General features: G+C 63.5%; 25 protein-coding genes and 1 tRNA gene. 14 read left to right on the top strand and 12 right to left on the bottom strand.

Features of this window, described 5'->3' with window-relative positions:
• Window positions 1–6 precede the first annotated feature (6 nt).
• Entirely contained in the window at window positions 7–5,055 is a 5,049-nt protein-coding gene (locus ABEA06_RS09070) for an NAD-glutamate dehydrogenase (RefSeq protein ID WP_425559517.1), read from the bottom strand.
• A 218-nt stretch (window positions 5,056–5,273) separates the two neighbouring features.
• Between ABEA06_RS09070 and ABEA06_RS09075 the strand changes: the two genes are divergently transcribed.
• Window positions 5,274–6,116, top strand: a complete 843-nt coding sequence (locus ABEA06_RS09075; protein WP_345311266.1) for a formate/nitrite transporter family protein — start codon at window positions 5,274–5,276, stop codon at window positions 6,114–6,116.
• Window positions 6,117–6,167: 51 nt separating this feature from the next.
• On the opposite strand, the gene ABEA06_RS09080 is transcribed toward ABEA06_RS09075, so the two are convergent.
• A complete protein-coding gene (locus ABEA06_RS09080) occupies window positions 6,168–6,737 on the bottom strand; it encodes a histidine phosphatase family protein (RefSeq protein WP_312395252.1) in 570 nt (189 codons plus the stop codon).
• 131 nt (window positions 6,738–6,868) lie between these two features.
• Entirely contained in the window at window positions 6,869–7,312 is a 444-nt protein-coding gene (locus tag ABEA06_RS09085; RefSeq protein WP_303382389.1) for a YsnF/AvaK domain-containing protein, read from the bottom strand.
• Window positions 7,313–7,418: 106 nt separating this feature from the next.
• Between ABEA06_RS09085 and ABEA06_RS09090 the strand changes: the two genes are divergently transcribed.
• From ABEA06_RS09090 to ABEA06_RS09100, 3 genes are all read left to right on the top strand, one after another.
• Window positions 7,419–8,075 carry a DUF2225 domain-containing protein gene (locus ABEA06_RS09090; RefSeq protein WP_303382388.1) on the top strand — a complete coding sequence of 219 codons (657 nt, stop codon included), beginning with the start codon at window positions 7,419–7,421 and terminating at the stop codon, window positions 8,073–8,075.
• Window positions 8,072–9,028: an aldo/keto reductase gene (locus ABEA06_RS09095; RefSeq protein WP_345311267.1), complete on the top strand. Its 957-nt coding sequence runs from the start codon at window positions 8,072–8,074 to the stop codon at window positions 9,026–9,028. The genes ABEA06_RS09090 and ABEA06_RS09095 overlap by 4 nt, the downstream gene beginning before the upstream one ends.
• Window positions 9,029–9,193: 165 nt before the next feature.
• Window positions 9,194–9,748: a DUF2617 family protein gene (locus ABEA06_RS09100; protein WP_303382386.1), complete on the top strand. Its 555-nt coding sequence runs from the start codon at window positions 9,194–9,196 to the stop codon at window positions 9,746–9,748.
• Window positions 9,749–9,791: 43 nt separating this feature from the next.
• On the opposite strand, the gene ABEA06_RS09105 is transcribed toward ABEA06_RS09100, so the two are convergent.
• Entirely contained in the window at window positions 9,792–10,268 is a 477-nt protein-coding gene (locus tag ABEA06_RS09105) for an acyl-CoA thioesterase (RefSeq protein ID WP_312395259.1), read from the bottom strand.
• A 105-nt stretch (window positions 10,269–10,373) separates the two neighbouring features.
• Between ABEA06_RS09105 and ABEA06_RS09110 the strand changes: the two genes are divergently transcribed.
• The 8 genes from ABEA06_RS09110 (at window position 10,374) to ABEA06_RS09145 (ending at window position 16,501) form a co-directional block, all read left to right on the top strand.
• Window positions 10,374–11,003 (top strand): YdcF family protein, encoded by a 630-nt coding sequence (locus ABEA06_RS09110; RefSeq protein WP_345311268.1) that lies wholly within the window; start codon window positions 10,374–10,376, stop codon window positions 11,001–11,003.
• Between the two features lie 7 nt (window positions 11,004–11,010).
• On the top strand, window positions 11,011–11,331 hold the full coding sequence (locus tag ABEA06_RS09115) for a hypothetical protein (protein ID WP_345311269.1): 321 nt from the start codon (window positions 11,011–11,013) through the stop codon (window positions 11,329–11,331).
• Window positions 11,332–11,427: 96 nt separating this feature from the next.
• Window positions 11,428–12,270 carry a metal-dependent hydrolase gene (locus tag ABEA06_RS09120; RefSeq protein WP_303382382.1) on the top strand — a complete coding sequence of 281 codons (843 nt, stop codon included), beginning with the start codon at window positions 11,428–11,430 and terminating at the stop codon, window positions 12,268–12,270.
• 103 nt (window positions 12,271–12,373) lie between these two features.
• Window positions 12,374–12,460, top strand: a tRNA-Leu gene (locus tag ABEA06_RS09125).
• A gap of 430 nt (window positions 12,461–12,890) precedes the next feature.
• Window positions 12,891–13,781 (top strand): macrolide 2'-phosphotransferase, encoded by an 891-nt coding sequence (locus tag ABEA06_RS09130; RefSeq protein ID WP_345311270.1) that lies wholly within the window; start codon window positions 12,891–12,893, stop codon window positions 13,779–13,781.
• A 575-nt stretch (window positions 13,782–14,356) separates the two neighbouring features.
• Complete coding sequence (locus tag ABEA06_RS09135; RefSeq protein ID WP_345311271.1) at window positions 14,357–15,139, top strand: hypothetical protein; 783 nt, start codon at window positions 14,357–14,359, stop codon at window positions 15,137–15,139.
• A gap of 100 nt (window positions 15,140–15,239) precedes the next feature.
• The gene (locus ABEA06_RS09140) at window positions 15,240–15,737 is read left to right on the top strand and encodes a GNAT family N-acetyltransferase (protein ID WP_303382377.1); all 498 of its coding nucleotides are present in this window, start codon (window positions 15,240–15,242) and stop codon (window positions 15,735–15,737) included.
• A gap of 56 nt (window positions 15,738–15,793) precedes the next feature.
• Window positions 15,794–16,501: a DUF899 family protein gene (locus ABEA06_RS09145; protein ID WP_345311272.1), complete on the top strand. Its 708-nt coding sequence runs from the start codon at window positions 15,794–15,796 to the stop codon at window positions 16,499–16,501.
• Between the two features lie 46 nt (window positions 16,502–16,547).
• Here ABEA06_RS09145 and ABEA06_RS09150 read toward each other — a convergent pair whose 3' ends face one another.
• Entirely contained in the window at window positions 16,548–17,951 is a 1,404-nt protein-coding gene (locus ABEA06_RS09150; RefSeq protein WP_345311273.1) for a hypothetical protein, read from the bottom strand.
• 207 nt (window positions 17,952–18,158) lie between these two features.
• Window positions 18,159–18,986 (bottom strand): arylamine N-acetyltransferase family protein, encoded by an 828-nt coding sequence (locus tag ABEA06_RS09155; RefSeq protein WP_345311274.1) that lies wholly within the window; start codon window positions 18,984–18,986, stop codon window positions 18,159–18,161.
• Between the two features lie 479 nt (window positions 18,987–19,465).
• Between ABEA06_RS09155 and ABEA06_RS09160 the strand changes: the two genes are divergently transcribed.
• The gene (locus tag ABEA06_RS09160; RefSeq protein ID WP_345311275.1) at window positions 19,466–19,861 is read left to right on the top strand and encodes a hypothetical protein; all 396 of its coding nucleotides are present in this window, start codon (window positions 19,466–19,468) and stop codon (window positions 19,859–19,861) included.
• A 66-nt stretch (window positions 19,862–19,927) separates the two neighbouring features.
• Here the strand turns inward: ABEA06_RS09160 and ABEA06_RS09165 are convergent, their stop codons facing one another.
• The 6 genes from ABEA06_RS09165 to ABEA06_RS09190 all read right to left on the bottom strand — a co-directional run bounded on the left by ABEA06_RS09165 (window position 19,928) and on the right by ABEA06_RS09190 (window position 24,963).
• The gene (locus ABEA06_RS09165; protein ID WP_303382373.1) at window positions 19,928–20,218 is read right to left on the bottom strand and encodes a chorismate mutase; all 291 of its coding nucleotides are present in this window, start codon (window positions 20,216–20,218) and stop codon (window positions 19,928–19,930) included.
• A 122-nt stretch (window positions 20,219–20,340) separates the two neighbouring features.
• On the bottom strand, window positions 20,341–21,564 hold the full coding sequence (locus ABEA06_RS09170; protein WP_345311276.1) for an amidohydrolase: 1,224 nt from the start codon (window positions 21,562–21,564) through the stop codon (window positions 20,341–20,343).
• Between the two features lie 12 nt (window positions 21,565–21,576).
• A complete protein-coding gene (locus tag ABEA06_RS09175) occupies window positions 21,577–22,320 on the bottom strand; it encodes a hypothetical protein (RefSeq protein WP_345311277.1) in 744 nt (247 codons plus the stop codon).
• Between the two features lie 31 nt (window positions 22,321–22,351).
• Window positions 22,352–23,104, bottom strand: coding sequence for a DUF5058 family protein (locus ABEA06_RS09180; protein ID WP_303382370.1), 753 nt, complete (start codon window positions 23,102–23,104; stop codon window positions 22,352–22,354).
• 139 nt (window positions 23,105–23,243) lie between these two features.
• Window positions 23,244–24,317 carry a DUF808 domain-containing protein gene (locus tag ABEA06_RS09185; RefSeq protein ID WP_345311278.1) on the bottom strand — a complete coding sequence of 358 codons (1,074 nt, stop codon included), beginning with the start codon at window positions 24,315–24,317 and terminating at the stop codon, window positions 23,244–23,246.
• Window positions 24,318–24,372: 55 nt separating this feature from the next.
• Entirely contained in the window at window positions 24,373–24,963 is a 591-nt protein-coding gene (locus tag ABEA06_RS09190) for a class I SAM-dependent methyltransferase (protein WP_345311279.1), read from the bottom strand.
• A 210-nt stretch (window positions 24,964–25,173) separates the two neighbouring features.
• Here ABEA06_RS09190 and ABEA06_RS09195 point away from each other — a divergent pair, with 210 nt between their 5' ends.
• Window positions 25,174–25,476 carry an urease subunit gamma gene (locus ABEA06_RS09195; RefSeq protein WP_303383126.1) on the top strand — a complete coding sequence of 101 codons (303 nt, stop codon included), beginning with the start codon at window positions 25,174–25,176 and terminating at the stop codon, window positions 25,474–25,476.

Here is a 25,476-nt window from a genome sequence, read left to right on the forward strand (position 1 = left end):
CCCGGACTACTCGGTCAGCGCACTCCGCATGGTGCGCAGCGCAACGGAGAGAGCGGCGAGTTCGGCTCCGGCATCCCCGCCGGCGGGCATTCCCTCGATCTCTCCCAGAACATCACGCAGCCGCGCCAACCGGTCCTGGTTCTCGCGCTCCCACGAGGTGACCTTCTCCTCGGCGTTCTCGCCGGGAGATTCCAGCGCTTGCGCCGCGAGGGCCACCAGGGTCGAGTACAGGTCCTCTCGCATCGAGATCCTCGCCATGTTCTCCCACCGGGTGGTCTGCGGAAGCTTGGTGATGCGGTCCAGCAGGTTTTCCAACCCGTAACGGTCGAACAACTCGAAGTAGACCTTGGCGATGGTTTCCACGGTGACGTGCTCACCACCCGCATCCGCCGACGTCGTGTGCTCGCCGGCGCGTTCGCCCGCCACTTGCACGCCGCCGGCCTGAGCCAGCCGAGCCACGTCCAACAGGGCGAAGGCGTCGAGGAGTTCCGCCCATTCGACCGCCAGCTTCTTGGGCACACCCTGGCGTTCGGCCAGCTCGGTCTCCGCGCTGACGCGCTCCTGGGACTGGGCGGCCATGAGCTGCTGCTCACCGAAACGCAGCTGCACGGTGGGCTTGTAGGCGCTCACGAGTTCCTGGATGGTGGCCTCGGAATCGCTGCGGTTGAGGAACCACCGCACCACCCGATCCAGCAGCCGCCGCATGCGCAGGGTCAGCTTGTTCCACATCTCCAGTGGAACATCCGTGCCGAGTTCTGCGTGGCGGGCCACGTAGGGATCCAGGTCGAAGATCTCCACGGCTGCCGTGAACACCGCCGCCAGATCGGCCAGCTCCGCCCCCGAGTCATCCATGACCCGGTACGCGAAGGCGATCCCGCCGTAGTTGATGAGCTTGTTCGCCACCATGGTTCCGATGATCTGCTTGCGCAGCGGGTGGGTCTGAATGTCCTTGCCGAACTTCTCCCGAATCTGCAGGGGGAAGTAGTTCTCGAGCGTGGCGTCGAACCACGGATCATCCGCCAGGTCACTGTCGGTCAACGCACCGGTGAGCTGGATCTTGGTGTAAGCGGTCAGCACGGAAAGCTCCGGTCCGGTGAGGGAACCGCCCTCCTCCGCGCGTTCCCGCAACTGTTCGTCGGTGGGCAGGAATTCGAGCTCGCGATCCAGGTCGACCGTTTCTTCGAGCCAGTGCATCAGTCGGATGAACGTTTCCGCGAACTCCGGTCCGCGAGCGCGCTCGGTGGTCAGCAAGACATTTTGCGCCACGTTGGTGCGCAGCACCAGGTCCGCGACCTCGTCGGTCATGGACTCGATGAAGTCAGCGCGTTCGTCCCGGTCCAGCTTGCCGGCCTCGACCATGCGGTCGACCAGGATCTTGATGTTCACCTCACGGTCGGAGGATTCCACGCCACCGGAGTTGTCGATCGCGTCCGTATTGACCAGGATTCCGCTGCGTGCGGCCTCGATGCGGCCCAGCTGCGTGGCGCCCAGGTTGCCGCCCTCGCCGATCACCCTGACGCGCAGATCCTCGCCATTGACGCGGATGGGATCGTTCGCCTTGTCACCCACCTCTTGGTTGGTTTCCAGTGAAGACTTCACGTACGTGCCGATGCCGCCGTTGTACAGCAGATCTGCCGGGGCCAGCAGGACGGCGCGCACCAGTTCCTGCGGAGCCATGGACTCCACACTTTCCTCGAGCCCGAGTGCCTCGCGAACCTGCGGGCTGATCGGAACGGACTTCTCCTGGCGCGAATACACACCGCCGCCCTCGGAGAGCACGGACTTGTCGAAGTCCTGCCACGAGGTACGTCCCGCGTTGAAGAGCCGCTCACGTTCCTTGTACGACGCCGCCGTGTCCGGGTTCGGATCCAGGAAAACGTCCCGGTGATCGAACGCGGCAATCAGCTTGATGTGCTCGGACAGCAACATGCCGTTGCCAAAGACGTCTCCGGACATGTCGCCCACGCCCACCACGGTGAAGGCCTCGGACTGGGTGTCCACGCCGAGTTCGAAGAAGTGTCGTTTGACCGACTCCCATGCGCCCCGGGCGGTGATACCCATGGCCTTGTGGTCGTAGCCGACCGAACCACCGGACGCGAACGCGTCTCCCAGCCAGAAGTTGCGCTCGAGCGAAATGGCGTTTGCGGTGTCCGAGAACGCCGCGGTTCCCTTGTCGGCCGCGACCACCAAATAGGAGTCGTCATCATCGTGACGCACCACCTGGTCCGGGTGCAGCACGGTGTCACCCTCGGGTGTTCCCGGTGCCTCAGCGGCGTCCTTGGAGCCGTCGTCGGAGACTTCGGCGTTGGGTCCCGCATCGGAATCGTGAGTGATGTTGTCGGTGAGGTCCAAAAGCGATGCAATGAACAGCTTGTAGGCCTCACGGCCTTCCTCCATCCACCCTTCGCGATCCTGTTGGGGGTCCGGAAGCTGCTTGGGGAAGAACCCGCCCTTGGCGCCGTCCGGGACAATCACGGCGTTCTTGACCATTTGGGCCTTGACCAGGCCGAGCACCTCGGTGCGGAAGTCCTCCCGGCGGTCGGACCAGCGCAGCCCACCGCGGGCCACGTGCCCGAAACGCAGGTGCGTTCCCTCCACACGCGGGGACCACACCCAGATCTCGAACTTGGGCCGCGGATAGGGCGCCACGTTGATGGCCTGAGGGTCCATCTTGAACGCCATGGTGGGGCGTTGCTTGTACACATTGGTGCGCAACGTTGCGCCGACAATGTTGCTCAGCGCGCGGAAAAGCCGATCCGCGTCCAATGACGGCACGTCATCCAGGACCTTGTCGAGGCGTCCACGCGCGGCCTCGCACGCCTGCGATCGCTCGGATCGGCCCTCATCCGTGTCCTTGAAACGAGCCGGGTCAAAACGGGCGGAGAAGTACGCAACCAGCTCCCGCGTGGCCTGCGTGTAGTCCAGGAGGGTGTCGGCAATGTACTCGAAAGAGTTGGCGTACCCCAACTGCAGCAGGTAACGCACATAGGCTCGTAGCACGGCAACGGCGCGCCAACTCATGCGTTCCACGAGCACCAGACGGTCCAAGGAATCGGATTCCGAACCTCCGGAGAGGACCGCGCACAGGGTGTCCTCAATGAGGTCCTCGGTCTTGGCATCGTTCGGGCCGTGAGTGTCCACGCCCTCGGGCAGTTCCACGCCAAAGTCGTACAGCTGGAACTCGCGCCCGTCCGCGGGGGTCACGGTGTAGGGTCTCTGATCCAACACGCGCAGACCCATGTTCTGCAGCAACGGCAGCAGTTCCGTGAGCGAGAGCCGCTGCGTGAGGTAAATGTTCAGGCGCACCTGACCGTTGTGCTCGGCCACCCGCACCTCGGCAGGGAGGTTCGGGTCCCGGCCCCACAGCTCCTCGCAACGCTGCAGGTCCTGGACGGCTTCTTCGATTTCGTAGTCCTCGCGGTAGGCCCCCGGGAAGGCGTGGGTCCACAGCGGGGTCAAGCGAGCGGCGTCGGCGGGGTCGAAGCCCAACCGAATGGCGCGCGCCAGGGTGTCGGGCCACGAGCGGACGGCTGCGCGCAGCCGATGCTCAAGATTCAACTGATCGAATTCGCGTACTTCTCCCGTGTACGGCAACCGGATGCGGAAGAACAGTCGCGCCAGGGAAGACGAGGTCAGCCGGACCTCGAAATCAATGGCCTCGGCCTGGAAGACATCTTGAAGCTGTTCCTCGATGCGTTCGCGCACGGAGGTGTTGTAACGGTCGCGGGGGAGGAAGACCACCGCGGACATGAAACGACCGAACGTGTCCTGGCGGAGGAACAAACGGGTTTGACGGCGCTCGTTCAAACCCAGCACACCGCTGGCAGTGTCATGGAGCTCGTCCGCCGTCATGTGGAACAACTCGTCACGCGGGTAATCCTCAATGATCCCCAGCAGATCTCGCGCGGAGTGGCTGTCCGGCAAGAAACCAAAGCGCTCCACCACCGACTGCACCTTGTCACGCACCAACGGGGTCTGGTGGGCGGGCACGGAATAGGCGCGGCGGGAGAACAACCCCAGGATCAGGTATTCACCGGTGACCGTGCCGTCCTGCGCGAAGATTCGGATGCCGATGTAATCCAGGTATTCGCGCCGGTGAATCGAGGACCGGCGATTGGCCTTGGTCACGAAAAGCACTTCACGGTCCCGTGCATGCAGACTTCCCAGACCGGTGAGCCTCTGCGTGTGTCCCTCGGTGCCTGTCTCTCGCAACAGTCCCAACCCGGTGTCCGGGCGGGACTGCAGGGCAGCTTCTTCTCCGTCAACGGTGAGGTCGTACCGTTTGATCCCCATGAACACGAAGTTGCCGGCCCGCAACCAGTCCAAGAACTCGGCGGCGGAGTCCACGTCCGGCAATTGGGAGCCGTCGTCGAACCGGATCTCATGCAGGCCGTTGAGGGAACGGGCGAGCTCGTCCGTCACGGCGAGCATCTTGTCCTGGTCCTCATCCACCCGGCGGACATCCGGAACCAGCCTCTCGCCCAGGTAGCTCCTCAGCTCTTCGCGGTCTGCCTCGCTCAAGGTGCGGTGCAGCACGATCCGGATCCACGATTCGATCCGGGATTCCGTGCGTCCGCCACTGCTGGATCGCGCGGTGACATTCTGGGTGGGGGGAATCAACGGGATGGCGGTCGTGTCCCCGGACGAGGCCGTCGAGATATTCGGAACCCGCGTCAACGATTCCAGCTCATGGGTCTCCGCATCACGAGTGGCCAGCAACAGCGGGTGGACCACCAATTCGGCGCCACCCCACTTGGCGGCGATCTCGGTGTTCAACGTGGACACCAAGAACGGCATGTCGTCGGTAACCACGTAGACAATGGTGTTGCCCTGGTCCTCGCGCACGTCAACGCACACCTCCCCCGTGGGGCGGGTCTCGCCTACCTCCCAGTGGGCCGTGGCCAGGGACGTGAGCCGATCCTCGGTGGCTGCAGCGACGTCCGCGTCTGGGACCGAACGGTAATACTCGTTGATCCACTGTTGGTCACCGCTCCACTCGGGGCGCTTCCACGTTTGTGGAATGACCTGGGTGTCGGTCGTGTCGGGAGGGGTCACGTCTGCATCACGCCTTTGCTCGCAGTCGATATGAAATGAACACACGGCAACCACGAACGCGAACACGTGCCTGCCGTCGCTGACGGCATGACTCGCGATCGGCCACGTTGCCGAGTCTGCTTCCACCCTAGGGCTCCCCGCCCGCCAGAGCCACTGCTGCGGTTGAGCGGGGAGTGAACGTCGCCCATCCACGGTGTCCGTCACATAAAATATTTAGGTTGACTGCCCAGCAAACGCGAGAGGCCGAGCTCATGGCGAATATCAAACCCGCAGGTGTAGTCGAACAGGCTGTGGACGCCGGCGAGGCCAAAGCGGCCACGTCCTCCGGGCAGTTGGTCCATCGGGGAGTGCTCGGTGGCGCGTTACTCGGATGCACCACGTCATTCGCCGTCCTCGCCGGGGTGGAGACCGACTCGCCCCTGGTGGGTGCCCTGTTGTTCCCGGCGGGAATCACCATTGTAATCCTCATGGGCATGGAGCTCGTGACCGGTGGTTTTGCCCTGGTGCCCATTGCCGCGATGGAGAAGCGCGCCACGTGGGCGGCCGTGCTGCGCTATTCGCTCATGGTGATCCTCGGCCACATGATTGGCGCCCTCGCGTTCGCGTTCCTCTTCAGTGTTGCCCTCAACGGATTCGGCACCACCGATCCGGGGCCGCTGGGCCAGCAGTTCGCGGCGACCGCGGAGGCCAAGACCCTCGAGTATCAGGCCATGGGAATTGCCGGGATCGGCACCGTTTTCGTCAAGGCCGTGCTGTGCAACTGGCTCGTGTGTTTGGGTGTCTTCATGGGTCTGACATCAAAGGACACCGTGGGGAAAATCGCCGCGATCTGGTTGCCCATCATGGTGTTCTACGGCCTGGGTTTCGAGCACGCCGTGGTCAACTTCTTCATGATTCCCATGGGCATGTTCATGGGCGCGGACGTGAGCATTGCCGACTGGTGGCTCTGGAACCAGATACCGGTGCTGCTGGGTAACTTTGTGGGCGGTTTCGTCTTTACGGGCTTGGCGCTCCTGCGGGCCTTCCGGCCCGAACCGAAGGAAGTTCCCGCCCATCACTGATCCGCGGCTTGGTATCTCCCGTGTTCAGCCGATGTCACGGAATAGCCACCCTTATTTCGCGGCACCACCCGGTGCCGACGCCGCGTCCCTCACCTGCTCCGCCGTCACGGTCACCACTTCCCCGTTCTCCAGGCTGCGAAGCTTCCGGTTCAGGATGTGGCCCGCGGTCAGGCGAATGAACGAGCCGTGGCTGACGATCATCACGTTCTGCCCGGGATAGTCGGCAATGATCTGCCGCAGCGACGCCACCCCGCGCGCCACCAGGTCCGCCGTGTGCTCACCGTGTTGTTCCATGAACGCGTGGCGATCTTCCTCGGTCATGTGACTGCAGTCGCGGCCCTCGATGTCGCCAAAGCTGCGTTCGATCACATCGTCATACGTGCGCGAAAGTTTCAGACCGACTTCTGCACCCATGAGTTCCGCCGTTTCTCGGGCGCGGGACAGCGGCGAAGAAACCAGCACGTCCCAGTGCTCCCCCGACGCCGCCAGCTCGCGGCCCACGTCACGGGCCTGTCGACGCCCCGTTTCGTTGAGGGGGATATCGGTGCGGCCCTGCAGCCGGCGAGCGAAGTTCCAGTCGGTCTGGCCGTGGCGGATCAGGGACAGCGAAGAATCAATCACGGCTCAACGCTACCCGTAGTCACCCGCTTGTCCTTTTCCACCCCCGCCACACGTGGGAAGGGCCCAGGACAAAGTGAGGTCCGGGGTCTCCGACCATCGGAGAGCCCCGGACCACTCAGGAGAACACCTGCTTACGCGCGGCGGTCATCCGTCTCGATGTCCACGCGCTCCTTGCGGAGGGTGTCCTCGATGACCTCGGTGCGCTCGGTGCGCTGAGCCACAAGACGGACCCGCTGGTACGGGACGCGCACGGTCTGGACCACGGCCTCCGTGCGGTACAGGATCAACTCGTCGTCGCCAACGGGCAGGTCGCGACCGTCCAGGAAAGCCTGGCGTTCTTCCTCGGAAATGGGGGTCCGCACCACGTCCGGCTCGTCATGGCCAACGGTCACTTCCTGACGGACGGGTTCTTCAACCACGTACTTGCGCAACCGGAGCGTGCCGGTCTCGCGCCGTTCCCGGTTGATCACCAGACGCTCTTCATGACGAACCACGGATGCGGCCCGGTCATCGCGCATTTCTTCACGCTGCGGATCACGCGGGTCCTGTCCGGGAACGCTGTTCTGTACTGCCATCCTGACCTCCTGAAAGAGTGTGTTCCCGAGATTATCAGCCGGGTTATGTTCCGGCCTACCGTGTAGCATTTGGAGCTACCCGGGTGGGTCCCGAAAGGATGAGCTGATGAGCTATTCGGATGATGGCAACGGATATTTCACGCGCGCCCTGGACGCCGAGGACCGGGGTGAGCTCTCGCAGGCCGAAACCGCGTACCGGCAGGCCATCGAGTTGTTCAAGGAGACCCGGCAGACCCAGCGTGAACTCGCCGCGTGCCACTACAATCTGGGCCACCTGTACGTGGTCATGAATGTGCGGGACAAGGCCATCACCGAGTACCAGCGCTGCCTGGAGTACTTCGGGCAGATTTCGGACAGCAGTAAACCCAAGGGCCGCGCGCACTTGATCGTGGGGTCCCTGTTCGTGGAGGACCGGGACTACCCGCGGGCCGAATCCCACTTACTCGATGCCCTCGGGCAGTACTTGGACGCCCCGCACGATCCTCAGGACCAGGCCGAGTGTTACGTGAACCTCGCTCGCGTCTACAACGCCACCAAGCGCCGGGCGCAGGCTGTGACGGCGTACAACCGGGCATTGGATTTCTACCAGGAGACACCGGGTTCCCAGCGCGACCAATCGGATTGCTACACCGAGCTGGGCATCGTCTATCAGGACCTGGGCAAACTGGAGGAATCCGCCGCCGCTTACGGGCAGGCCGCCAGATTGCGCCAGCAGATCACCCATCGCCACCACAAACACAAACATAAGGGTTCCGAGTCATGAGTTTTCCGCTGATTTTCGGTTGCATGGCCCTGGGTGGGCCGTGGGATCGTTCCGAGATCACCAGCACCCAGTTCGACGCCGCTCACACCGCAGTGCGCGCAGCTCACCGGGCCGGGTTCGAACTATTCGACCACGCGGACATTTACGCCGTTGGCAAGTCCGAGGCGGTGTTCGGCCGCATCCTCGCCGAGGACCCAGAATTGCGACGGGGCATCCGGTTGCAGACCAAGTGCGGTATCCGCCTGCCGGGCAACACCGGGCCCGAGGGCTCCCCGGTGCACTACCGCCTGGACCGTGACACCATCCGGGCAAGCCTCGAGGGGTCATTGCAGCGCCTGGGCGTGGACAGTGTGGAACGGCTGATCCTGCACCGGCCGGATCCCTTGACCACTCTGGGAGAAGCAGCCCAGGCCCTGGATGACCTGCGCTCCGAGGGGTTGATCAACTCTGTGGGGTTGTCCAACATGACCCTGCGCCACGTGGCGGCCTTCCAGCAGGTCCTGAGCACCCCGTTGACCGCGGTCCAAATTCAAATGAGCCTGGCCCACCGTGACTTCGTGGAGACCCAGGTGCTGGGTAATCAGAGCGAAGGCACCGAGTACAACTTCCCCGAGGGCTTGCTGACCCACTGCGTCGCGGACGAGATCGAGGTTCAGGCGTGGGGTGCCATGGCGAACGGTATCTACTCGGGCCGTGGCGCCCCGGAAGGTGACCCGACCGCGGAGGCCACGAGCGGCGTCGTCACACGCTTGGCCGAACGGATGAATGTCTCCCGTGAGGCTGTGGTGGTGGGCTGGCTGCTGCGCCACCCGTACGCAATCCGCCCGGTAGTGGGCACCACGAACCCGGAGCGAATCCGGGCGTGCACCCAGGCTCCGGAAGCCGCCGCGCACATGACCCACTCGGACTGGTACGAGCTGTGGACGGCCGCCCGCGGGCATGCGCTTCCATGAGCGTCACAGAACCGAGGGGTATCGTCCGCAGTGGGGGCTTGACCAGGGCACTAGTGATCGTCATCAAACGGTGACCTAGACACGCTTGCCCCTGACAGCCCACATGACTATTTTCTTTTGTAAAGAAGCCGTCGCGGGCTGCGACGGTTAACAGGGAGAGTATCCATGAACCGACCTTGGCTTACCCGAACGCCCGGACACGTGGTGTGCAACCCGAACGAGTTCAGTTACCGCACCGACCATCCCGTGGTGGAAGCCACGGCGACCCGGTCGTTGACGGTCGATGAACACACCACGGTGGAGTTGCGGGTCAACCCCGGCCAGCACCAACTGGTCATCACTCACCGCAACGATCACTGGGTGGAGACGATCGGCCTTTTCGACGACGCCGCCCCGGATCTTCCGGTCCTCCGGCGCCTTCCCAACCCCACAGGTTTCGCCACCGATTTCGAAGTGGGTTGCACGGTGACCTCCCACTCGCAGCGCGGACTGGTCAAAACGTTGACCCAGTTGCGTGATCGGCTGGACAGCGCACCGTTGGCCGTGTGCGTCCAAGACGCTGACGAGCCCACCGCGATCACCGCGGCGTGCTGTCATGTCGACCCCGTGGAAAACGCCCTCATGTGGTGGACCTGGCGGACCCTGCCCGAATCGGGCTGTGTGATCCGCACCCGAGCGCAATTGCATCTCACGGCCGTGCCGCAGGGCCTCGCGGCGTAGCTTGGCTCGCCCATAGCACTACGCCGTGAGTGGTCGCGCGTTCTCAGAACGGGGACGGTGCCGTGTACGGCTCCAGTAGCTCTCGCTGCTCCTTGGTGATGCGCAGCACGGTCTGTGTTTCCGGGACGAACAGCGCGAGCTGGGTTTGGGCCCGAATGCAGGGAGCGCCGTCGGCGGCGTCGACAATTTCGAATCCGAGAGCGAGCGTGGCCGCCTTGGCCGAAACGACCCAAACGCGGACCTCCGTGGGCACGTTGCGGTAGGCCAGCGGGCGCAGATACTTGACACGGTGCTCGGCGATGAGCGCCTGCGTGCCCTCCGGCAGAACCGAGAAGAGCGGGATCTTGGCCGGCGTCACCTGCTCGCCGGTGCCCACGGGTACGCCGAAGGCCGCGATGCGCGCTTCTTCGAGTACCCGCATGACCTCTACGTTGTTCACATGGCCGTACGGGTCCATGTCACCCCAGCGCAGCGGAACCTCGCACGTGACGGAGCGTTCCAGATACTCGTTCGATCGCATGTGTACGCTCCTCGCGTGCGGATTTTTCCTCCGGCCGGCAACTCACGTGGCTGCCGGGGATGAATGAGATGATATCCGCGTCCGTGTTGCGATGGAGGTATTCGAGTGGCGATTCAAGGGCCCGCCGCAACCGAGCGACGGCGTTGGCCCGCGCGGCTGGCCGCGGTCTTGGTACTGGTTTTCTTTGCGTGGCTGGCCGTGTGTTGGGCCGTGCTGGAGCATCCCCGCACCGAGGAACCTGCCGTGTCCGACGCTCTGCTCTTGCTCGGCCCCCCGGACACCCAGCGCATGGCCGCGGCGCAGGAATTGATGGAACGTCGCATCGCTCCCGTCCTGGTGATCGCCACCCCGGATGCGCAACCTGGCGACTCGCCCGCCATGGTCCAGTACTACGAGGACAAGGAATTTTGCGCCCCGCGCGCCGACTTCGAGGTCATGTGTTTCGAGCCCAACCCGTCCACCACCCAGGGTGAAGCTATCGAGCTGCGCAACCTGGCCGCCGAACGCGGCTGGAATACAGTCACCGTCGTGACGTTCAAGCAGCACGTACCGCGGGCGCGCATGATTCTGGAACGGTGCTACGGCGGCGAGTTGCGCATGGTCGCAACCGATTATGAGTTCACGCCGCTGCGCGCAGTGCTCCAGTATGTGTATCAAAGCGCTGGGTACGTGAAAGCGTGGCTCACTCCCGGCTGCGACCAACAGCTGCCGGGCAACCCGAAAGAGCTGGAGTGAGGTTCTCATGGGTGATCTTCAGTGCCCCGCGACCATGATTTTCGTCGCCGACGCCGCCACCGCCGATTCCCTGCCCACCTCACATTTTCGGGTGGCCCAGGTGCTGTTTCCGGACGTGCGCACGCCCGGTGACCTGGTGGGAGCCGTCGAAAGCACCGCGGACGAGTACCGCGGCGAATGCGTTGCCGTAGTAGCGCCGCGGGCGCTCGTGAAAGAGGCATTGACGGAGGCATCCGCACACGGATCAACGCCACCTGCTACCGACGCCCCGTGGGTTGCGGTGGAGGTGGATTCCTCCGGTTGGAAGCTGCTGCCCACGAATTGGTGACTGCGCTTATGCGTGTCTGAACACGTTTCTAACGTGGGGCTTCATGAGTAATAACCCCGCGATCGGAGAATTCGTGTTGACCGTGATGCCCCGGTGATGGGCCCGAGCCATGCCGCGTGCGGTGCTGCTGCCTGGGTGGCGCTGACCGGTGATTACACCCTGGAGTTGGCCGACTTTTCCGTTCCCATTGGGTTCGGCGTGCTCCCCGTGGGAGACGCGGGCGTGGTGACCGGTGCATTGATCTGCGCCGGCGCGGCGCTGTTGCCCGACATCGATCACCCCAGCGGAACCGTGGCGCGCTCCCTGCCGCCGTTCTCTGGGTGGCTGTCTCGGATCGTGGCTCGGTTGTCCGGGGGCCACCGGCGAGGCACGCATTCGGTGATCGGACTGCTCGTGTTCACGCTGCTGGCGTGGTTGTCGCAGAACGCCGCACTGCCCGTGGGCGATGGGCTGCGGAGGCTGGCTCAGTCGAGTGGTGATGGTTCCGCTCCCAACGTTGTTGAAGCCCTGCCCGGGCAGGTGTGGCCACTTGCTGCCGTGCTGTCCGTGTTATTGATCGCCTTCGCCGTGAAGGTCCTGGCCTTCCTTCCCGATCGGATCTCGCACGCCAACTGGTTGGTGGCCATCTGCCTTGGCGTAGTGGTGGCGATCAAACCCCCGGACCATCCGTGGTGGTTCGTCATTGCCGTCGCACTGGGCTGTGCTGTTCACATGCTCGGGGACATGGTCACTACCCAGGGCATTCACTTGCTGTGGCCGTTGCGCACTCGCCTGCCGGTTCCGTCCACGTTCTATCGAGGCAAATCCTTTGTGCGCTTTCCCGTTCTGGGCAAGGCCGGATCCGGCATGGAACTCGCGGTGCTGACCCCCATCAGTCTGTACGCGGTGGTCGGTTTAGCCTGCGCCTTAGCCGCCTGGAGTGGGGTGACTTTGAGCTGATGCGGTTGTGTCGGGTCGCCGTTCACAATGATTCGCCAAACGGCTCATGCATCGGGTAGGCTACTCAACGTTGTTCACCGGCGAAAGTTGCGTGAACCAACAAGCGCGAGTGGCGGAATAGGCAGACGCGCACGGTTCAGGTCCGTGTGCCCGAGAGGGCGTGGGGGTTCAACTCCCCCCTCGCGCACCACAGCAAAACCGGCTGTTGACAAGGCGAAATGCCTTGTTGACGGCCGGTTTTTCGTTGTCCGTCACCGCACATGCTTGCGAGGGTAGCCGCCAGCGACATCTGAGGTCGAGGTACGTCGCTTTTAGGCGACTTAGAGTGCGTTCTCGCGCCACAGATGTCAGAGCCTTCGGGGCACAACCCCCAGGAGCCTCGTGACTGACGTTACGACCCAGACTCCCCTGCCACTGCATTCTGATCGACAGTGGAACCTAACATTGGTCGAATTCTGGCTCTACCGTCGATCACTCTGCATGTTGATCTCGTGTGAGGGCTTTACCGTCTACCAGCCTGCAGCCGGCTCCCGCGCGAGGGCGTTGCCGTCGACCTGGCTGCGCTCCCTCGCACCGGTGGGTCTGAGCATCGTCCATAGTGCAGGTGGGAGAACCGTTGCATGAGCACACTCGATGACGCCTTGGACCTGGCCGCTTCACATGGCCTACGCCCATCCCCCGACGGCGCCACCGTGATCGAAGCGGGGTTGGACTACCGCGTCATCATGGCGACGGATGAAACGGGGAACCGATGGGTGCTGCGGATCCCTCGCCGCGAAGATGTGTCCGAGGGCATGGCGGCCGAGGTTCGTATCCTCGATTTTGTAGCTCCGGCACTGAGATCAGAGAAAGTTGCCGTTCCGGACTGGCGGATTCGCACTCCTGAGCTGGTTGCATACCCGGCCTTGCCGGGGGCTCCGGGCCTTACCTTGTCCGAGACCGCGGAGCCTATGTGGCATATGGACCCGGCTGATCCGGACTACGCGGTCCGCCTGGGACGTTTGTTGGCATGTTTGCACTCGGTCGATGCGGAAGAGGCCAAGACCGCCGGAGTAGAGGTCCGCTCGCCGGAACAGGTCCGCCAAGCATGGAGGGACGATATCACCACGGTAATTAATGAGTTCACCGTCGCTCCCGCACTCGCCACCATCTGGCACGCATGGATTGAGGACGACACATGCTGGCCCGGCCATACGGTAATGACTCACGGGGAGATCTACCCCGCCCACGTGCTCCTCGACGCAGATGGCACGATCACCGGTGTCGTCTCTATAGAAGGCTTCCGGTGGCGGCCTAAGTGCACAGCGGTGCTCTCACATGTGAGCCGGGGCACCTCAAATACCCCGTCAACTGACGTGAAAATCTCCGTTCTCGCCGCTTTCCTCGAGCTTTCCTGTCGATTCATTCTTGCCGAAATACTTTTTCTTTACCGCCACTGCGCAGTAAATAACTATTGCAATGAACGCAACAAACACAAAGACAGTAGGCGCATAAGAGAGAGATGCCTCTGACAATGTCGGTTTGAGCGGATCATCCGCCACGAGAATTGAACCCATTTGCACGAAACCACTCCCGGCTCGTTCGTAATCAGTTGGAGGTTGGCGCTACGCGTGGAGTGATTCCACCCCAGAACGTTACGCGTGACCGTCACAGTAGTCTGGAAATACCCCCTGCCGCCAGAAACCCTGCGAGAGGTGTTACTGAACGAGATGCTGGCCCACGGCTCGTAGTTATAAACCACACTGGGCGCGACCCCAGTGGCACTCAACACGCGTCACTGCCCCGTCACGTACGTTCTTGGAAGGCGCACCTTCGTGGTGCTGATGCCGGCGAACTTGAACTCCTTATCGCACCGGGCCCCAACGTTGTAACTGGCAGCCGCCACCGGCAGACCGTTAGCCGACATGCTTTTCACCAGAACGGGAGAATCAATTCAGGAGATCAGAGGAGATTGTCGTTCCGGATTGGCAGAACCGCACTCCGGAGCTGATCGCTTTCCCAGCGCTGTCGAGATTTCGAGCCTAATCTCGTCCAAGACCGGCCGAGCCACCGCCGCAATACTCCACTGGAAGATCTGAGCCAGCCCATGAAGTCGATGATCCTGGAAAACCAGGGACCTGCCGGACGGCGTCGCTCCTGGCGGGCGCCACTAATCCTCCTCGTGATCGTGGGATTGGCCGCGGCAGCTCTGATCTGGTTCGGACCAACGATCGCCAGCACCTTCCGTGTGCAGGACGGTCGGTTCTCTGTGGGGCCGGAATGCAGTGTCGAGACGTCGGGCGGCACCAGCAACCTCAGCCGTGATGAGGTCAAGCTCGCCACCACGGCGGTTGCGTTGGCCGCTCGCGGAGCACAGACCCCTGACATCTCCGGAATCGACCCGGCGGTCATCCAGCGACTTGCAGAGGGCCCGCCCGACGACGCCGGTCCAAGCCTTCGCTGCGAAGGTACCGCCGCGGACGACCTACCCGAGCAAGAACTCACGCCCACCGGCCTGACACCGCGCGCCCAGCACGCGCTTGAGGAGATGACCGCGGTCTTCGGCAATCAACCGCTGGGTGGGTTCGCCCCCGGAGGCGTCAGCCAGGGCCACGGGGCCGAGTCCACGCATTACAGCGGTCGCGGCATCGACATTTTCTTCCGCCCGATCACCGAAGAGAACCGTCGCGAGGGGTGGATTCTCGCCCAGTGGCTGATCGCTCATGCCGATGATCTGGACATCCAGTACGTGATCTTCGACGATAAGATCTGGAGCGCCCACAGCTCCCGCGGACACTGGCAGACCTACGACGCTCCCGAACCGGCCAACGACATCCTGCGCCACCGAGACCACGTACACGTGGATGTTCTCCGAGGTGAACCCCGGTAGCACGTAACCGGTTACTCAACCCACTACTGTGCCCCTGCGACCCTGGACGCAGCCGCGGCAAATGTCCCAGGACAAGACTTCCCGAGCCGAAAGCCACCACATGACACCCACTCCCCCGCTACGGCTCAAACCCTTCGCCGCCACCGACGTCCCGTTTTTCGCAAACATGGCCACGGACCCGCGGGTCACGAAATACGTGGGCGACGGGAGCATCTGGGACCAGGCCACCATTGCGGAGAAAACCACCAACGCGCTCCGGGACGCTCCTTTGCATGAGGAGGGCGCAGCCCGCTGGTTTGTGGCCCTCCACGAGGATCAGCCCGTGGGCATCTTTGTCTCCACACGTCGAGAACCCGGTGTGGAGATCGGTTATTGGGTACCTCCGGAGCACTGGGGGCAGGGAATCGCGGGCGCCATGGTCGACGCCGGTCTGGGGACCATCCCCGCGCTGTACGACTCGGACAACGTGGTCGCGCGCGTTGACCCGGACAATGCGGCGTCGGCGAGGGTGCTGACCCGGCGAGGCTTCCGCGCAACCGGGTGCGAAAACGGCTTGGACCGGTACACGCGGGAGGTGCCCTCTTCCGCGGCCTCGTGATCAGGCGTTGAATGGGCCCAACAGACGCACCGCAAGAACCGCCCCGAAGGTCCGTGATGACCAGCAACGACCCGGAACGCATTGCCTCCGCACCCAAACTGAACCAGCCCGCCGCCGCACCGCCGGTTGTCGGACGAAACGCTTTCGACGCCGCGCTGGCCCAGCAAGTAGCCCGTGAGAAGGAAGTGACGCGACATAACGACCGGGTCTCGGCCGAGCGGCGTCGGCTTCCCATGATGGAAGTCGAGAACTATGCGTTCGAGGGCCCGGATGGCCCTATCAGGCTGACCGAGCTGTTCGGCGAGCACTACCTGTTGCTGGTACAAAACGTGATGTTCGGCCCGGACTGGGAGCAAGGCTGCCCCAGTTGCACCTGGGCCGTGGACAACCTGCCTGCCAACATGGGACGGGTGACGGAGAACGGGATCGCGTTCGCCATGATCTCCCAGGCGCCCATTGAAAAGCTCGAGGCCTGGCGAACAAGGAACGGCTGGCCGCACCTGTGGGTCTCCTCGCACGAGACCAGCTACCACTACGACTGGGGCTGGACCCGCACGAACGACCAGGGCGAGGAGTGGCAGCTGCCCGGGTATTCGTACTACCTCCTCAAAGACGGCGTGCCGTACCTGACGTACATGACGACGGCGCGCGGCACCGAGGCCATCCTGCCCACCGCACACATCATGGACCGGACCGTGTATGGACGCCAGCAAGATTGGGAGAACAGCCCTGAGGATTGGCCTCAATACCCTACCTATGGTTAGGGCGTGGCTGTCCTCCCAGAACACCGCAATGTCTGATCAGGTCAAATCAACCGCGTGTCACGGTCACCCGGCCGGTGCTGCGATTCCATGTGGCCACGCGTCCATTGGAGAACTTCTGCTGGACACCCTGAGCCACCGCATATTCATTGGTCACCGGGTAACCCCAATTGTGTTCGTGGCCGGCGGCGCGCCAAGCGGAGCCGATGCCTCCGGTCAGCTTCACAACCCGAGCACCGGTCTTCGGTGACCACATTGCGCGGTTGACGACCCCGCCGCGGCGGAAGTCCTGATAGGCGCCTCCCGCCAGGGAACGTTCGGCATGCGCGGGGTATCCCCACGCGCGTTCATAACCGGCTTTCTTGTACGAGGTGCCGATGGCCCCGCCCCACTTCACGGGAGCAGCCGGGGTCTGCGGGCTCCAGTAGTAGGTGTACCCGCGGGTGAATCCTTGGTACACGCCACCGAGGAATCCGGTGGATCGTTCCGCCGAGGTGGGCTGGCCGTACTTGGGCGCCCCGCCCGTGCTCAGATAACTCGTTCTGATGCCGCCCTTCAGCAGGGAGCTGGTCTGTGCCACGGCCGTTGCGCCGCCCACGTTGGGCAACGCTTGAAGATCATGACCGATCAGGGCTGCCGGGTTGTAGCCGTAATGATCGACTCCCTGCAGGGTCCGCAGGCCCGCGCGGCCGAATCCGGCGTTCTTGTAGACCTTATGACCCTGGGACGCGGCCGCCTTGGCCGACCACTCGGGCGGGTTGGTGTTGCCCTTCACATCAGCGGATCCGGCGTGCCACGTCACGGGTAAGCTGCGGACAGCCGCGTTGGGGGCCGTTTGCATGGGATTCGCACCACCACCACCGATGAGCGTGACGCCACCACCGCGGATCCAGTTCTGCCGATCGGCCAGAACCTCGTACGTGATGAACTCGGCCCCGCCGGAGTAACCGGCCAACCACACGCGTGAGGTGTCCAAACCGTAGCTGCGGACCAGGGAGTCCTTGAGCGAGCGGAAGTACTGCCCGTTCTTGTCGATGTCCTCCCACCAGGTGATGCCGTCGCCGGTGGTCTTCTTGTCGGGAGAGATCGGGACCACCAGGATCATGTTCTTCTTGCGAGCCTCAGCAGCCATGGCCTTCAGGTTGCTTCCACCGGGGTTGTGGACCCAGGTTTCCTGGGTTTTCCAGTAGTCACCGCCGAAGTAGAACAACACACCAACGGGCTTGGTGCGATCAATGCCGTCCGTGTAGATGTGATAACTGGACTTCATGCCGTGGGCGGAGAAGGGTTTGAAGTGGGTGGTGGCCGGTGGGGTAGCCGTGGCCACCTGCACCGCGGGAGCCTCCGCAATGTGCGCAGACGTGGGAGCTGCGGTCGCTGCGGGGGACAGCGAGACCACCAGACCCAAGGACAGGGCTGCAGTGGGCAGCACAAAAGAGCGTAAGAAGCGCATGGGGGGGATGCTTTCTAAGGGGGGTATGAAGTTATGACGGACCACGTGTGCCGGGGGGAGGACACCGTGGTGGCCAGGCATTATCAGGGGGATGAGGCCGGGCCAAGAACACATCTTGCCAGGTCAGAGGGCTCCTGAAAAGTAGTGAGCGAATATGAAGAACTCTTCAGAAGGTAGTGCGACAGTCGTGGCCGGCCCGCCGAGGTCTCAGTCCCTCATCCGCTCCACGATCTCGGTGAGGCGATTCGCTTCCCGATCGCTGAGTACCACTCCCACCTCACGGACCTTGTGCACCACGTGGCTCGGCTCGAGCGACGTCCGCACCGTGGGTTCACCGAGCGCTCGAACGGTCATTCCGGATTCGGTCACCGTCACGTGCCCCTCCGGGGTGTGCTTCATGACCATCAGGTGATTCAGGAACACCGATGTCGGGTCCGTCGATGTCCTGGTGTGGCCCATCTCGACGTCCGCCGGGTGCACGGTGGATTCGTCCAGCACGTGTTCCAACTCGCCCCCGCGCCGGAACGCCCACAGTGGCCAGCCTGCGTCGTCGATGCGCCCGACCGAGAACACGCGCTCCCCCTCGGTTCGCTCGGCACCTTCGACCAAGGAAATCGGACCGGTCACGCTGAACCCGAACCCGGGATCGCACAGGTAGCGAGCGCCGTCGACGTCCACGAGCACCGTCATGTGAGTGCGCGGACTGTCCAAGGCGCGTACACGCCCGAGGGCGCGCCGAACGCGGAACCCCAGCGTTTCCAGCGCCGCAGCGAACAGCTGGGAATGCTCGAAGCAGTAGCCCCCACGACGCCGCTCCACCAGTTGGGCGTGGACGGTCGCCGGCTTCACGCCCGGGTGATCGCCCAGCAGAACTTCCACGTTGCTGAAGGGAAATGTGAACACGTGCGCGCGGTGCAGCCGTTCGAGTAGGTCAAGATGTGGAGGTCCAGGTTCGACACCCACGGCGCGTAGGTAACCGGCTACGTCGAACTCACCGACCCGCCATTCAGAAACCGCCGCGGTGCCTTCTGCCATCACGCTCTCCTCGTTGAATCGTCCGCAGTATCCATCTTCTTGACCCTGCGACCTGTTTGACCCGTAATGTCGTCCACGTTTCGACCCTGCGTGCCCGGCCAGCTGTTTTCTGATCGACACTGCGACCTATGTTGCAGGCCGGCTGCAATTTCGTCGACGCTACGTCCAGAATCACCGTTCTCTTGGGTTTTACCGTCGATTAGGATGCATCCCTTGGTCACCAATGGCTCTACCGTGCATCAGTCTGCACGGTTCTCAGTTGGGGATAGGATTCGAACACCCCCCCAAAGGAGTATCCCGTGCACATTCGAACCGCTGCCTGTACCCCATTGATACTGCTCGCATTAGTCGGCTGCTCAGGAAGTGGGCAGGAAGACCAGGAGTCATCGCCGTCTCCGAAAAATACTGTGAGTTCAGAACCCTCTCCCACAAAGTCGGCCCGGCCGAAGTCTGCCTCCCCTTCTGATGTGAATTCCTCGATGGCGCCTTCACCCGTCACCGAGGAATCCTCCGAGTACGGCGGTTCTAATGCACCCCTCCCCTCCCCGGCAGTTACGACCGGTGTATCTCAGCAAGAGCAGGGGCAGAATTCCGGAGGGTACGTGGGCCCCTCGGATGAGTATTACTCCTACGAGGGTTATGTGGAGCCGGGATTCGAGTACCAGGTGGGAACCGAATGCTTCGACCCTGCTCTAGGTCGCTGCAAAATGAGTGGTGAAATTCAGGCGGAGCACTTCTCGGACAACCCTTTCGAACCTCAAGAAACAGCCGAAGGATTTCCCTGGCCGCCGCCCGAAGAAATTGACGGTCTCATCCACGACGGCAATGGCTGTTACGTGAACCCGGAGACTGGAAACGTTGAGGCCTGCATCTAACGGAGCCTTTCCAGCGGCGAGAACGACCCGCCGCCAAGGACTCACGTTGCGAGTCGGATCAGTTGCTTACCGCCCGGCGTTCTGCTCGTAGTCGGTGAATGCGGCAATGAGTTCTTTCCAGATCCGCTCGGCAACCTCAGGGTTCAGTCCGGCGTCGAGTGCCTGCTCGCGGCGTGCCCGCAGAATCGACTCCACACGTACGGGGTCGTGGGCGTCCTGAATCCCCTCGCCGGCTTTCACTTCACCGGCCCGGGCCACAAAGGACTGCCGTTCGGCGAGGAGAGTAATCAGCTGCGCGTCGATGTTGTCGATTGCTGCGCGGACCTGTTCGATGTTGTGCGGCATTTGAGCGTCCATAACGCCACACTAACGGCTCTCCCACGTGCTCGGACAAGCATGTTTCAGTCCGTGGCGGCTTCAACTCACCGGGTGGCTGCCCCGTGTTGCTCGATGAGCGGCGTTGTCGACATTCCGGAACGCTACTTCCCCACCCGCGAGGCCAGCGCGGTGACCGCGGCCTTGACCCCGGTGGACAGCGTGGGCTCCATGACCGGTGCAAAGAACGGTGAGTGGTTCACGGGGACTGGTCCGTCATCCTCGAGGACTTCCGCTGGATGACCGCCGAAGAACCAGAACACGGAGGGCACGTCAATGGCCTCGGCCAACGCGCCGAAGTCTTCCGAACCCATCATGGGCTCCACCTCGACTACGCAGTCCTCACCGAGCTCACGCTTGAACTCGTCAATTGCCGCAGCGGTGGCCTGGGGGTCGTTGTAATTCCGAGGAAATTGCGACAGCACCTCAATGGTCGGCTCGGGAGCACCGGACGCGGCGGCCTCCGCAGAAATGATGCGGCGCAGGGACGCCAGCACCTTCTCGCGGATTGCCGGATCGAACGTGCGCACATTCAGCGTGAACTCCGCGGTCGCCGGAATGATGTTTTCCTTCAACCCGCCGTGGAACGTCGCAATCGTGACGACCGCCGCGCGCCGCGGGTCGATTTCGCGCGAGACCACGGCCTGGATGCGGGTGATCATGTGCGCGCCCAGCACGATCGGGTCAATGGAATCCTGCGGCTGCGACGCATGCGCGCCCTGACCGTGAATTGTGATCTTCCATGAATCCGCCAGGGCCATCGCATCGCCCATCGCATAGTTGATGGTCCCGGCCAACGCGGGCATCACGTGCTGGCCGTACACCACCTCGGGCTTGGGCGCCCTGTCCCACAGCCCGTCCTCGAGCATCGCCTGTGCACCGGCCGCGGTCTCCTCACCCGGCTGGAAAATCCACACGATGGTCCCGGACCACGCGTCGGTGGCGTCGGCGAAGATTTCCGCCGCCGCGAGCGCCGCGGACATGTGCGTATCGTGCCCGCACGCGTGCATCACGGGCACCTCGGTGCCATCGTCAAGCTGTCCCGTGGCCGTGCTCGCGTACTCCACGCCGGTGTCCTCGGCCAGGGGCAGGGCGTCCGTGTCCGCACGGAAAGCGACCACGGGCCCCTCCCCGTTATGCAGTACGCCGACGACGCCGCTGCCGCCACAGCGGAAATTCTCGATTCCCAGCGCGGTCAAGCGCTCCTCGATCAGCTCTGCGGTGCGGTGTTCCTGCATGGACAGCTCCGGTGCCGCGTGGAGTTCGCGGTAGAGATCATGCATGCGGCCCCGAAGGTCATCAGTGAGTTCAAGTGACTGAGCGGTCATGAAAAGTGATTCCTAACGGTTGCGGGTGTCGGCGAGTTGGGCGTCCTCGGAGTCGTCCACGAGGCGCGCGGAGCGGTCCCTCAGGAACCATGCCAACACGGCGGTGGCGATCACGGCAATGGCCGTACTGAAGAACGCCAGCGACGGAATGGCCGGGACCAGCAGGAACACCACCGAGGCCGAGACCACGCTGGCAATGATCGTGGCGCGCAACTGTTTGAGCGAGACGATGGCCTGAACGACCACGGCGCCCAGCACGGAAGCCAGGATGTAGGTCTGCACCACCTTGGTGACGTCCTGCGGGATCACGCTCACGAGCCACGTGCCCATGAAACCCACGAAGATCAACAGCGAGAACAGGTGCACCATGGCCGCGCCGCTGATCGCCATGACCGCAGCCAGCTCACCGCGGCGGGTACCCGGCTTGGCATTCACGGCAGATTGCGCAATCAATGCGGAGGGCAGCAACTTATTGGAGATGTTGCCGATCATGAACGCCTGATACATCGAGGCCTGCCCGAGGATCGGGTAGTAGGTCAGCGGCTCCACGACCCAGATCACCGCGAATGTTCCCGCAATGGCGAGGAACGCGGTGAGGATCTTGGTCTGGTCCACTTGCAGGCCGCTGAAGAACACCAGGTAGGCCGGGCCCGCGAGCGAAATCAGCAACCCCGCGATCATGGTGAGGCGACCCCAGCGGGCGGTGGTGCGGTCAAAAGTCTGGAGAGCGGCGTCGTGGCCGGTCACTGTAGTCATGAGTTAGTCCTTTAAGATCTCAGAAACCGATTCAGGCCGCGAACAGCCCGGAGGAGACAGCCACGTAGGTCAGCACCAGTGCCGTGAGGATGGCGATGCCCAAGGCCCATTCGCGTAGCCACGTGAGGTTGAGCTGCTTGGCCAGGAACAGGCATGCGCCCATCACGGCCGCCGACGAGAAGAACGCCACCACGTGATAACCGGACTTGGGCAGCTCGCCGAATCCGAGGGCGAAGAATGCTGCGAGCATGGCGGCACCGGGAACCACGAACATCACGGCCGGGTTCACGCGACGCAGCTTGGCATCACCGCGTTTGAGGATGGGCGTGAAAATCAAGGTGGCGAGCATCCACATGGCCCCGCCCAGGCTCATGGCCATGAACGCCACGGCGAACACGCCCTGCGTGTAGGTGGGCCCGCCCAGCTCGGCCTCCATGGTGCCGGCGGCGATACTCGCGGCGGCGGTTTCGTAGGAGACGGAACCGATCAAGCCGATACGCACCAGCACGGCGGGCGTGCCGAACACGGTGAGCAGGGCAACGGCCACGAGCACCACTGCCAGCGACGGGCCGATGGCGGACACCGCACCGGTGCGGAACGAGGTCTTGAGTTCGTCGGAGGTCATGCCCACGGCGGGTGCGGCCTGCCTGACCGCACGGACGTAAATGAGGGTCTGAACAATGATGACTGCAAAGACACCCAGGGCGCAGATCCACAGGATCGGGGTGTTGGCTGCGGCCAGAATGTCCGTTGAACCGCTGTCGATAGCAGTGGGGATGCGCATGGGGACTCCGAGGGCTGGGCAAATTGAACGCCCCCATCAAAACACACGGCGTGACCCGTGTCACGAAAAATCTCACATTTTCGTTCGACGGGCCACGCTTTAGGTGGTGTTTTTTACATAGTCACCGTGGCTACAGTGATTAATCGCTCACCGCGGCACCCCCGCCCGAGCCCGGCCGATAAGCGGTCGAGCCGGCGTCAGCGGCGGCGTCGCCGGTCGCGCCGAGCTCGGCACCGGCGTCCGCGCGCTCCTCAGAACTCTCGTGGCCATCCGTGTGGCCGTGGCCCTTCTTGCCGAAGGGCAGCAGGTGCACGATCAGCACAATGATCGCGCCCCACACCAGGCCCAGCAGGAGCGAGAAGAACGTCTCGATCAGCCACGCGAGCGCACCACCGATACCCGCAACGTGGTGGGCGGGTTCGGCCAGGTGGTGGACCCATTCGTAGGGAGCGGTGAGGCCCAACTCGTCCATGCCGACCAGGATGATGTGGCCACCCACCCACAGCATGGCGAATACACCCACGATGGAAATGATTTTCAGCACCCAGGGCATCGCCTTGACCAGCGCCATACCGAACTTCTGCGCGCCTTCGGATTCGCGCTTGGCCATGGACAGGCCAATGTCGTCCATCTTCACGATCAGCGCGACAAACCCGTAGACCGCGATCGTGATGGCGATGGCCACGACGATCAGGATCGCGGCGCGCGCCCAGATGCTTTCGGCGGCCACCTCGTTGAGAGCAATGACCATGATCTCGGCGCTGAGGATGAAGTCCGTGCGGATGGCACCGGACGTCACCTTCTTCTCGGCCTCGGGCCCTCGATCCGCAGCCGGTTCCTCGGGTGCGTGGTCCTTTTTGGAGAAGTGCTCATAGACCTTCTCCGCGCCCTCGAAGCACAAGTAGGTGCCGCCGAGCATGAGCAGCGGCGTGAGCAGGAACGGCGCGAACTGACTCAGCAGAAGCAACGCCGGGAGGATGAAGAGCAGCTTGTTGCGCAGCGAACCCTTGGTGATGGTCCAGATGATCGGGAGTTCGCGCCTGGGATCCACGCCGTGCACGTAGCGCGGGGTCACCGCGGCATCGTCCACGACGACACCCGCGGCCTTGGCGCTCGCGCGACCGGCCGCCGCAGCGACGTCGTCAACGCTGGCCGCGGACAGCTTTACGAGTGCGGCAATGTCATCCAGTAGTGCGGCCAACCCAACAGCCATGACCGTTCCTCAATTCGGTGGGAAGCAATGTGTCTGGAGTAAGGGTAAGGCCAGATCAGCTCGCCCGTTTGCCCAACACCGCCACCAAGAACTCGCTGTCCTCGGTAAACGGGCGCAGGTCCCAGCTCGACAACCGGAGCTGCGGTACGAGCCCGGCCGCGGCGGCGTCGTCGAAGAAATCCTGGAATGGATAGCCGCGGCCCACGCCAAAGCCGATCACGGCGCGGCCGTCCTCGGCCAGGTGGGCCGCGAAGCGCCGCAGCACCTCGGTTCGGGTGCTCGGGGCGAGGAACGCCATCACGTTGCCCGCGCACAGGATCGCGTCCAGGGGTTCGGTGATGCCGTGGGCCGGCAGGTCCATTTCGGCGAGGTCGGAGACCACGTACTCGGGGCCGGGGTAGTCCTCGCGCGCGGCCCCGATCAGGGCCGGGTCCACGTCCACGCCGACGACGCCGTGTCCCACCGCATGCAGGTAGCCCGCGTTGCGTCCGGGGCCGCAACCGGCGTCCAGGACCCGGGAATCGCGGGCCACCATGGCATCGATCAACCGGGCCTCCCCCACGATGTCCTCACCGGCGGCGGCCAACTGCCGGAACCGCTCGATGTACCACTGGGAGTGTCCCGGGTTGGCCTCGACCTGTTTCATCCACTGACTTTGTTCAATCACATGGTCAGCGTACCGAGCGAGGGCCCGCTCATGCATCGCGGGCTGAAGGACCGGCCGCCATTTAACACGCACGAAACACGACGGTGCTTTTTCTGACTCACGGGTCTAACAACATGGTCACCGAACCGAGCGGTCGGTGGAGGGTTCACCCTCGGCCCGCCGCGCTCAACCTTTGACCACGGAGCCACCATGCACCTGCAACCGCGCGAGCACGAGAAACTCATGATCGTTGTGGCCGCGGACCTTGCCAGGCGCCGCCAAGCGCGCGGTCTCAAGCTCAACCACCCCGAGGCCGTGGCGATCATCAGCTACGAACTGCTCGAGGGCGCCCGAGACGGCCGCACGGTGGCCGACCTCATGAGCCACGGCACCACCATCCTGGCCCGCGAAGACGTCATGGAGGGCATCCCGGAGATGATCCACGACGTCCAAGTGGAAGCGACGTTCCCTGACGGCACCAAGCTCGTGACCGTCCACGATCCGATCCGATAA

Source organism: Kocuria gwangalliensis (assembly GCF_039544365.1).
Lineage (GTDB): Bacteria > Actinomycetota > Actinomycetes > Actinomycetales > Micrococcaceae > Kocuria > Kocuria gwangalliensis.

Bases quoted from the DNA above. Each gene is read 5' to 3' on its own strand.
- ABEA06_RS09085 (WP_303382389.1), bottom strand. From the start codon at position 7,312: ATGGCAGTACAGAACAGCGTTCCCGGACAGGACCCGCGTGATCCGCAG.
- ABEA06_RS09090 (WP_303382388.1), top strand. From the start codon at position 7,419: ATGAGCTATTCGGATGATGGCAACGGATATTTCACGCGCGCCCTGGAC.
- ABEA06_RS09095 (WP_345311267.1), top strand. From the start codon at position 8,072: ATGAGTTTTCCGCTGATTTTCGGTTGCATGGCCCTGGGTGGGCCGTGG.
- ABEA06_RS09100 (WP_303382386.1), top strand. From the start codon at position 9,194: ATGAACCGACCTTGGCTTACCCGAACGCCCGGACACGTGGTGTGCAAC.
- ABEA06_RS09105 (WP_312395259.1), bottom strand. From the start codon at position 10,268: ATGCGATCGAACGAGTATCTGGAACGCTCCGTCACGTGCGAGGTTCCG.
- ABEA06_RS09115 (WP_345311269.1), top strand. From the start codon at position 11,011: ATGGGTGATCTTCAGTGCCCCGCGACCATGATTTTCGTCGCCGACGCC.
- ABEA06_RS09120 (WP_303382382.1), top strand. From the start codon at position 11,428: ATGGGCCCGAGCCATGCCGCGTGCGGTGCTGCTGCCTGGGTGGCGCTG.
- ABEA06_RS09130 (WP_345311270.1), top strand. From the start codon at position 12,891: ATGAGCACACTCGATGACGCCTTGGACCTGGCCGCTTCACATGGCCTA.
- ABEA06_RS09135 (WP_345311271.1), top strand. From the start codon at position 14,357: ATGAAGTCGATGATCCTGGAAAACCAGGGACCTGCCGGACGGCGTCGC.
- ABEA06_RS09140 (WP_303382377.1), top strand. From the start codon at position 15,240: ATGACACCCACTCCCCCGCTACGGCTCAAACCCTTCGCCGCCACCGAC.
- ABEA06_RS09145 (WP_345311272.1), top strand. From the start codon at position 15,794: ATGACCAGCAACGACCCGGAACGCATTGCCTCCGCACCCAAACTGAAC.
- ABEA06_RS09150 (WP_345311273.1), bottom strand. From the start codon at position 17,951: ATGCGCTTCTTACGCTCTTTTGTGCTGCCCACTGCAGCCCTGTCCTTG.
- ABEA06_RS09155 (WP_345311274.1), bottom strand. From the start codon at position 18,986: ATGGCAGAAGGCACCGCGGCGGTTTCTGAATGGCGGGTCGGTGAGTTC.
- ABEA06_RS09160 (WP_345311275.1), top strand. From the start codon at position 19,466: ATGGCGCCTTCACCCGTCACCGAGGAATCCTCCGAGTACGGCGGTTCT.
- ABEA06_RS09165 (WP_303382373.1), bottom strand. From the start codon at position 20,218: ATGGACGCTCAAATGCCGCACAACATCGAACAGGTCCGCGCAGCAATC.
- ABEA06_RS09170 (WP_345311276.1), bottom strand. From the start codon at position 21,564: ATGACCGCTCAGTCACTTGAACTCACTGATGACCTTCGGGGCCGCATG.
- ABEA06_RS09175 (WP_345311277.1), bottom strand. From the start codon at position 22,320: ATGACTACAGTGACCGGCCACGACGCCGCTCTCCAGACTTTTGACCGC.
- ABEA06_RS09180 (WP_303382370.1), bottom strand. From the start codon at position 23,104: ATGCGCATCCCCACTGCTATCGACAGCGGTTCAACGGACATTCTGGCC.
- ABEA06_RS09185 (WP_345311278.1), bottom strand. From the start codon at position 24,317: ATGGCTGTTGGGTTGGCCGCACTACTGGATGACATTGCCGCACTCGTA.
- ABEA06_RS09190 (WP_345311279.1), bottom strand. From the start codon at position 24,963: ATGAAACAGGTCGAGGCCAACCCGGGACACTCCCAGTGGTACATCGAG.
- ABEA06_RS09195 (WP_303383126.1), top strand. From the start codon at position 25,174: ATGCACCTGCAACCGCGCGAGCACGAGAAACTCATGATCGTTGTGGCC.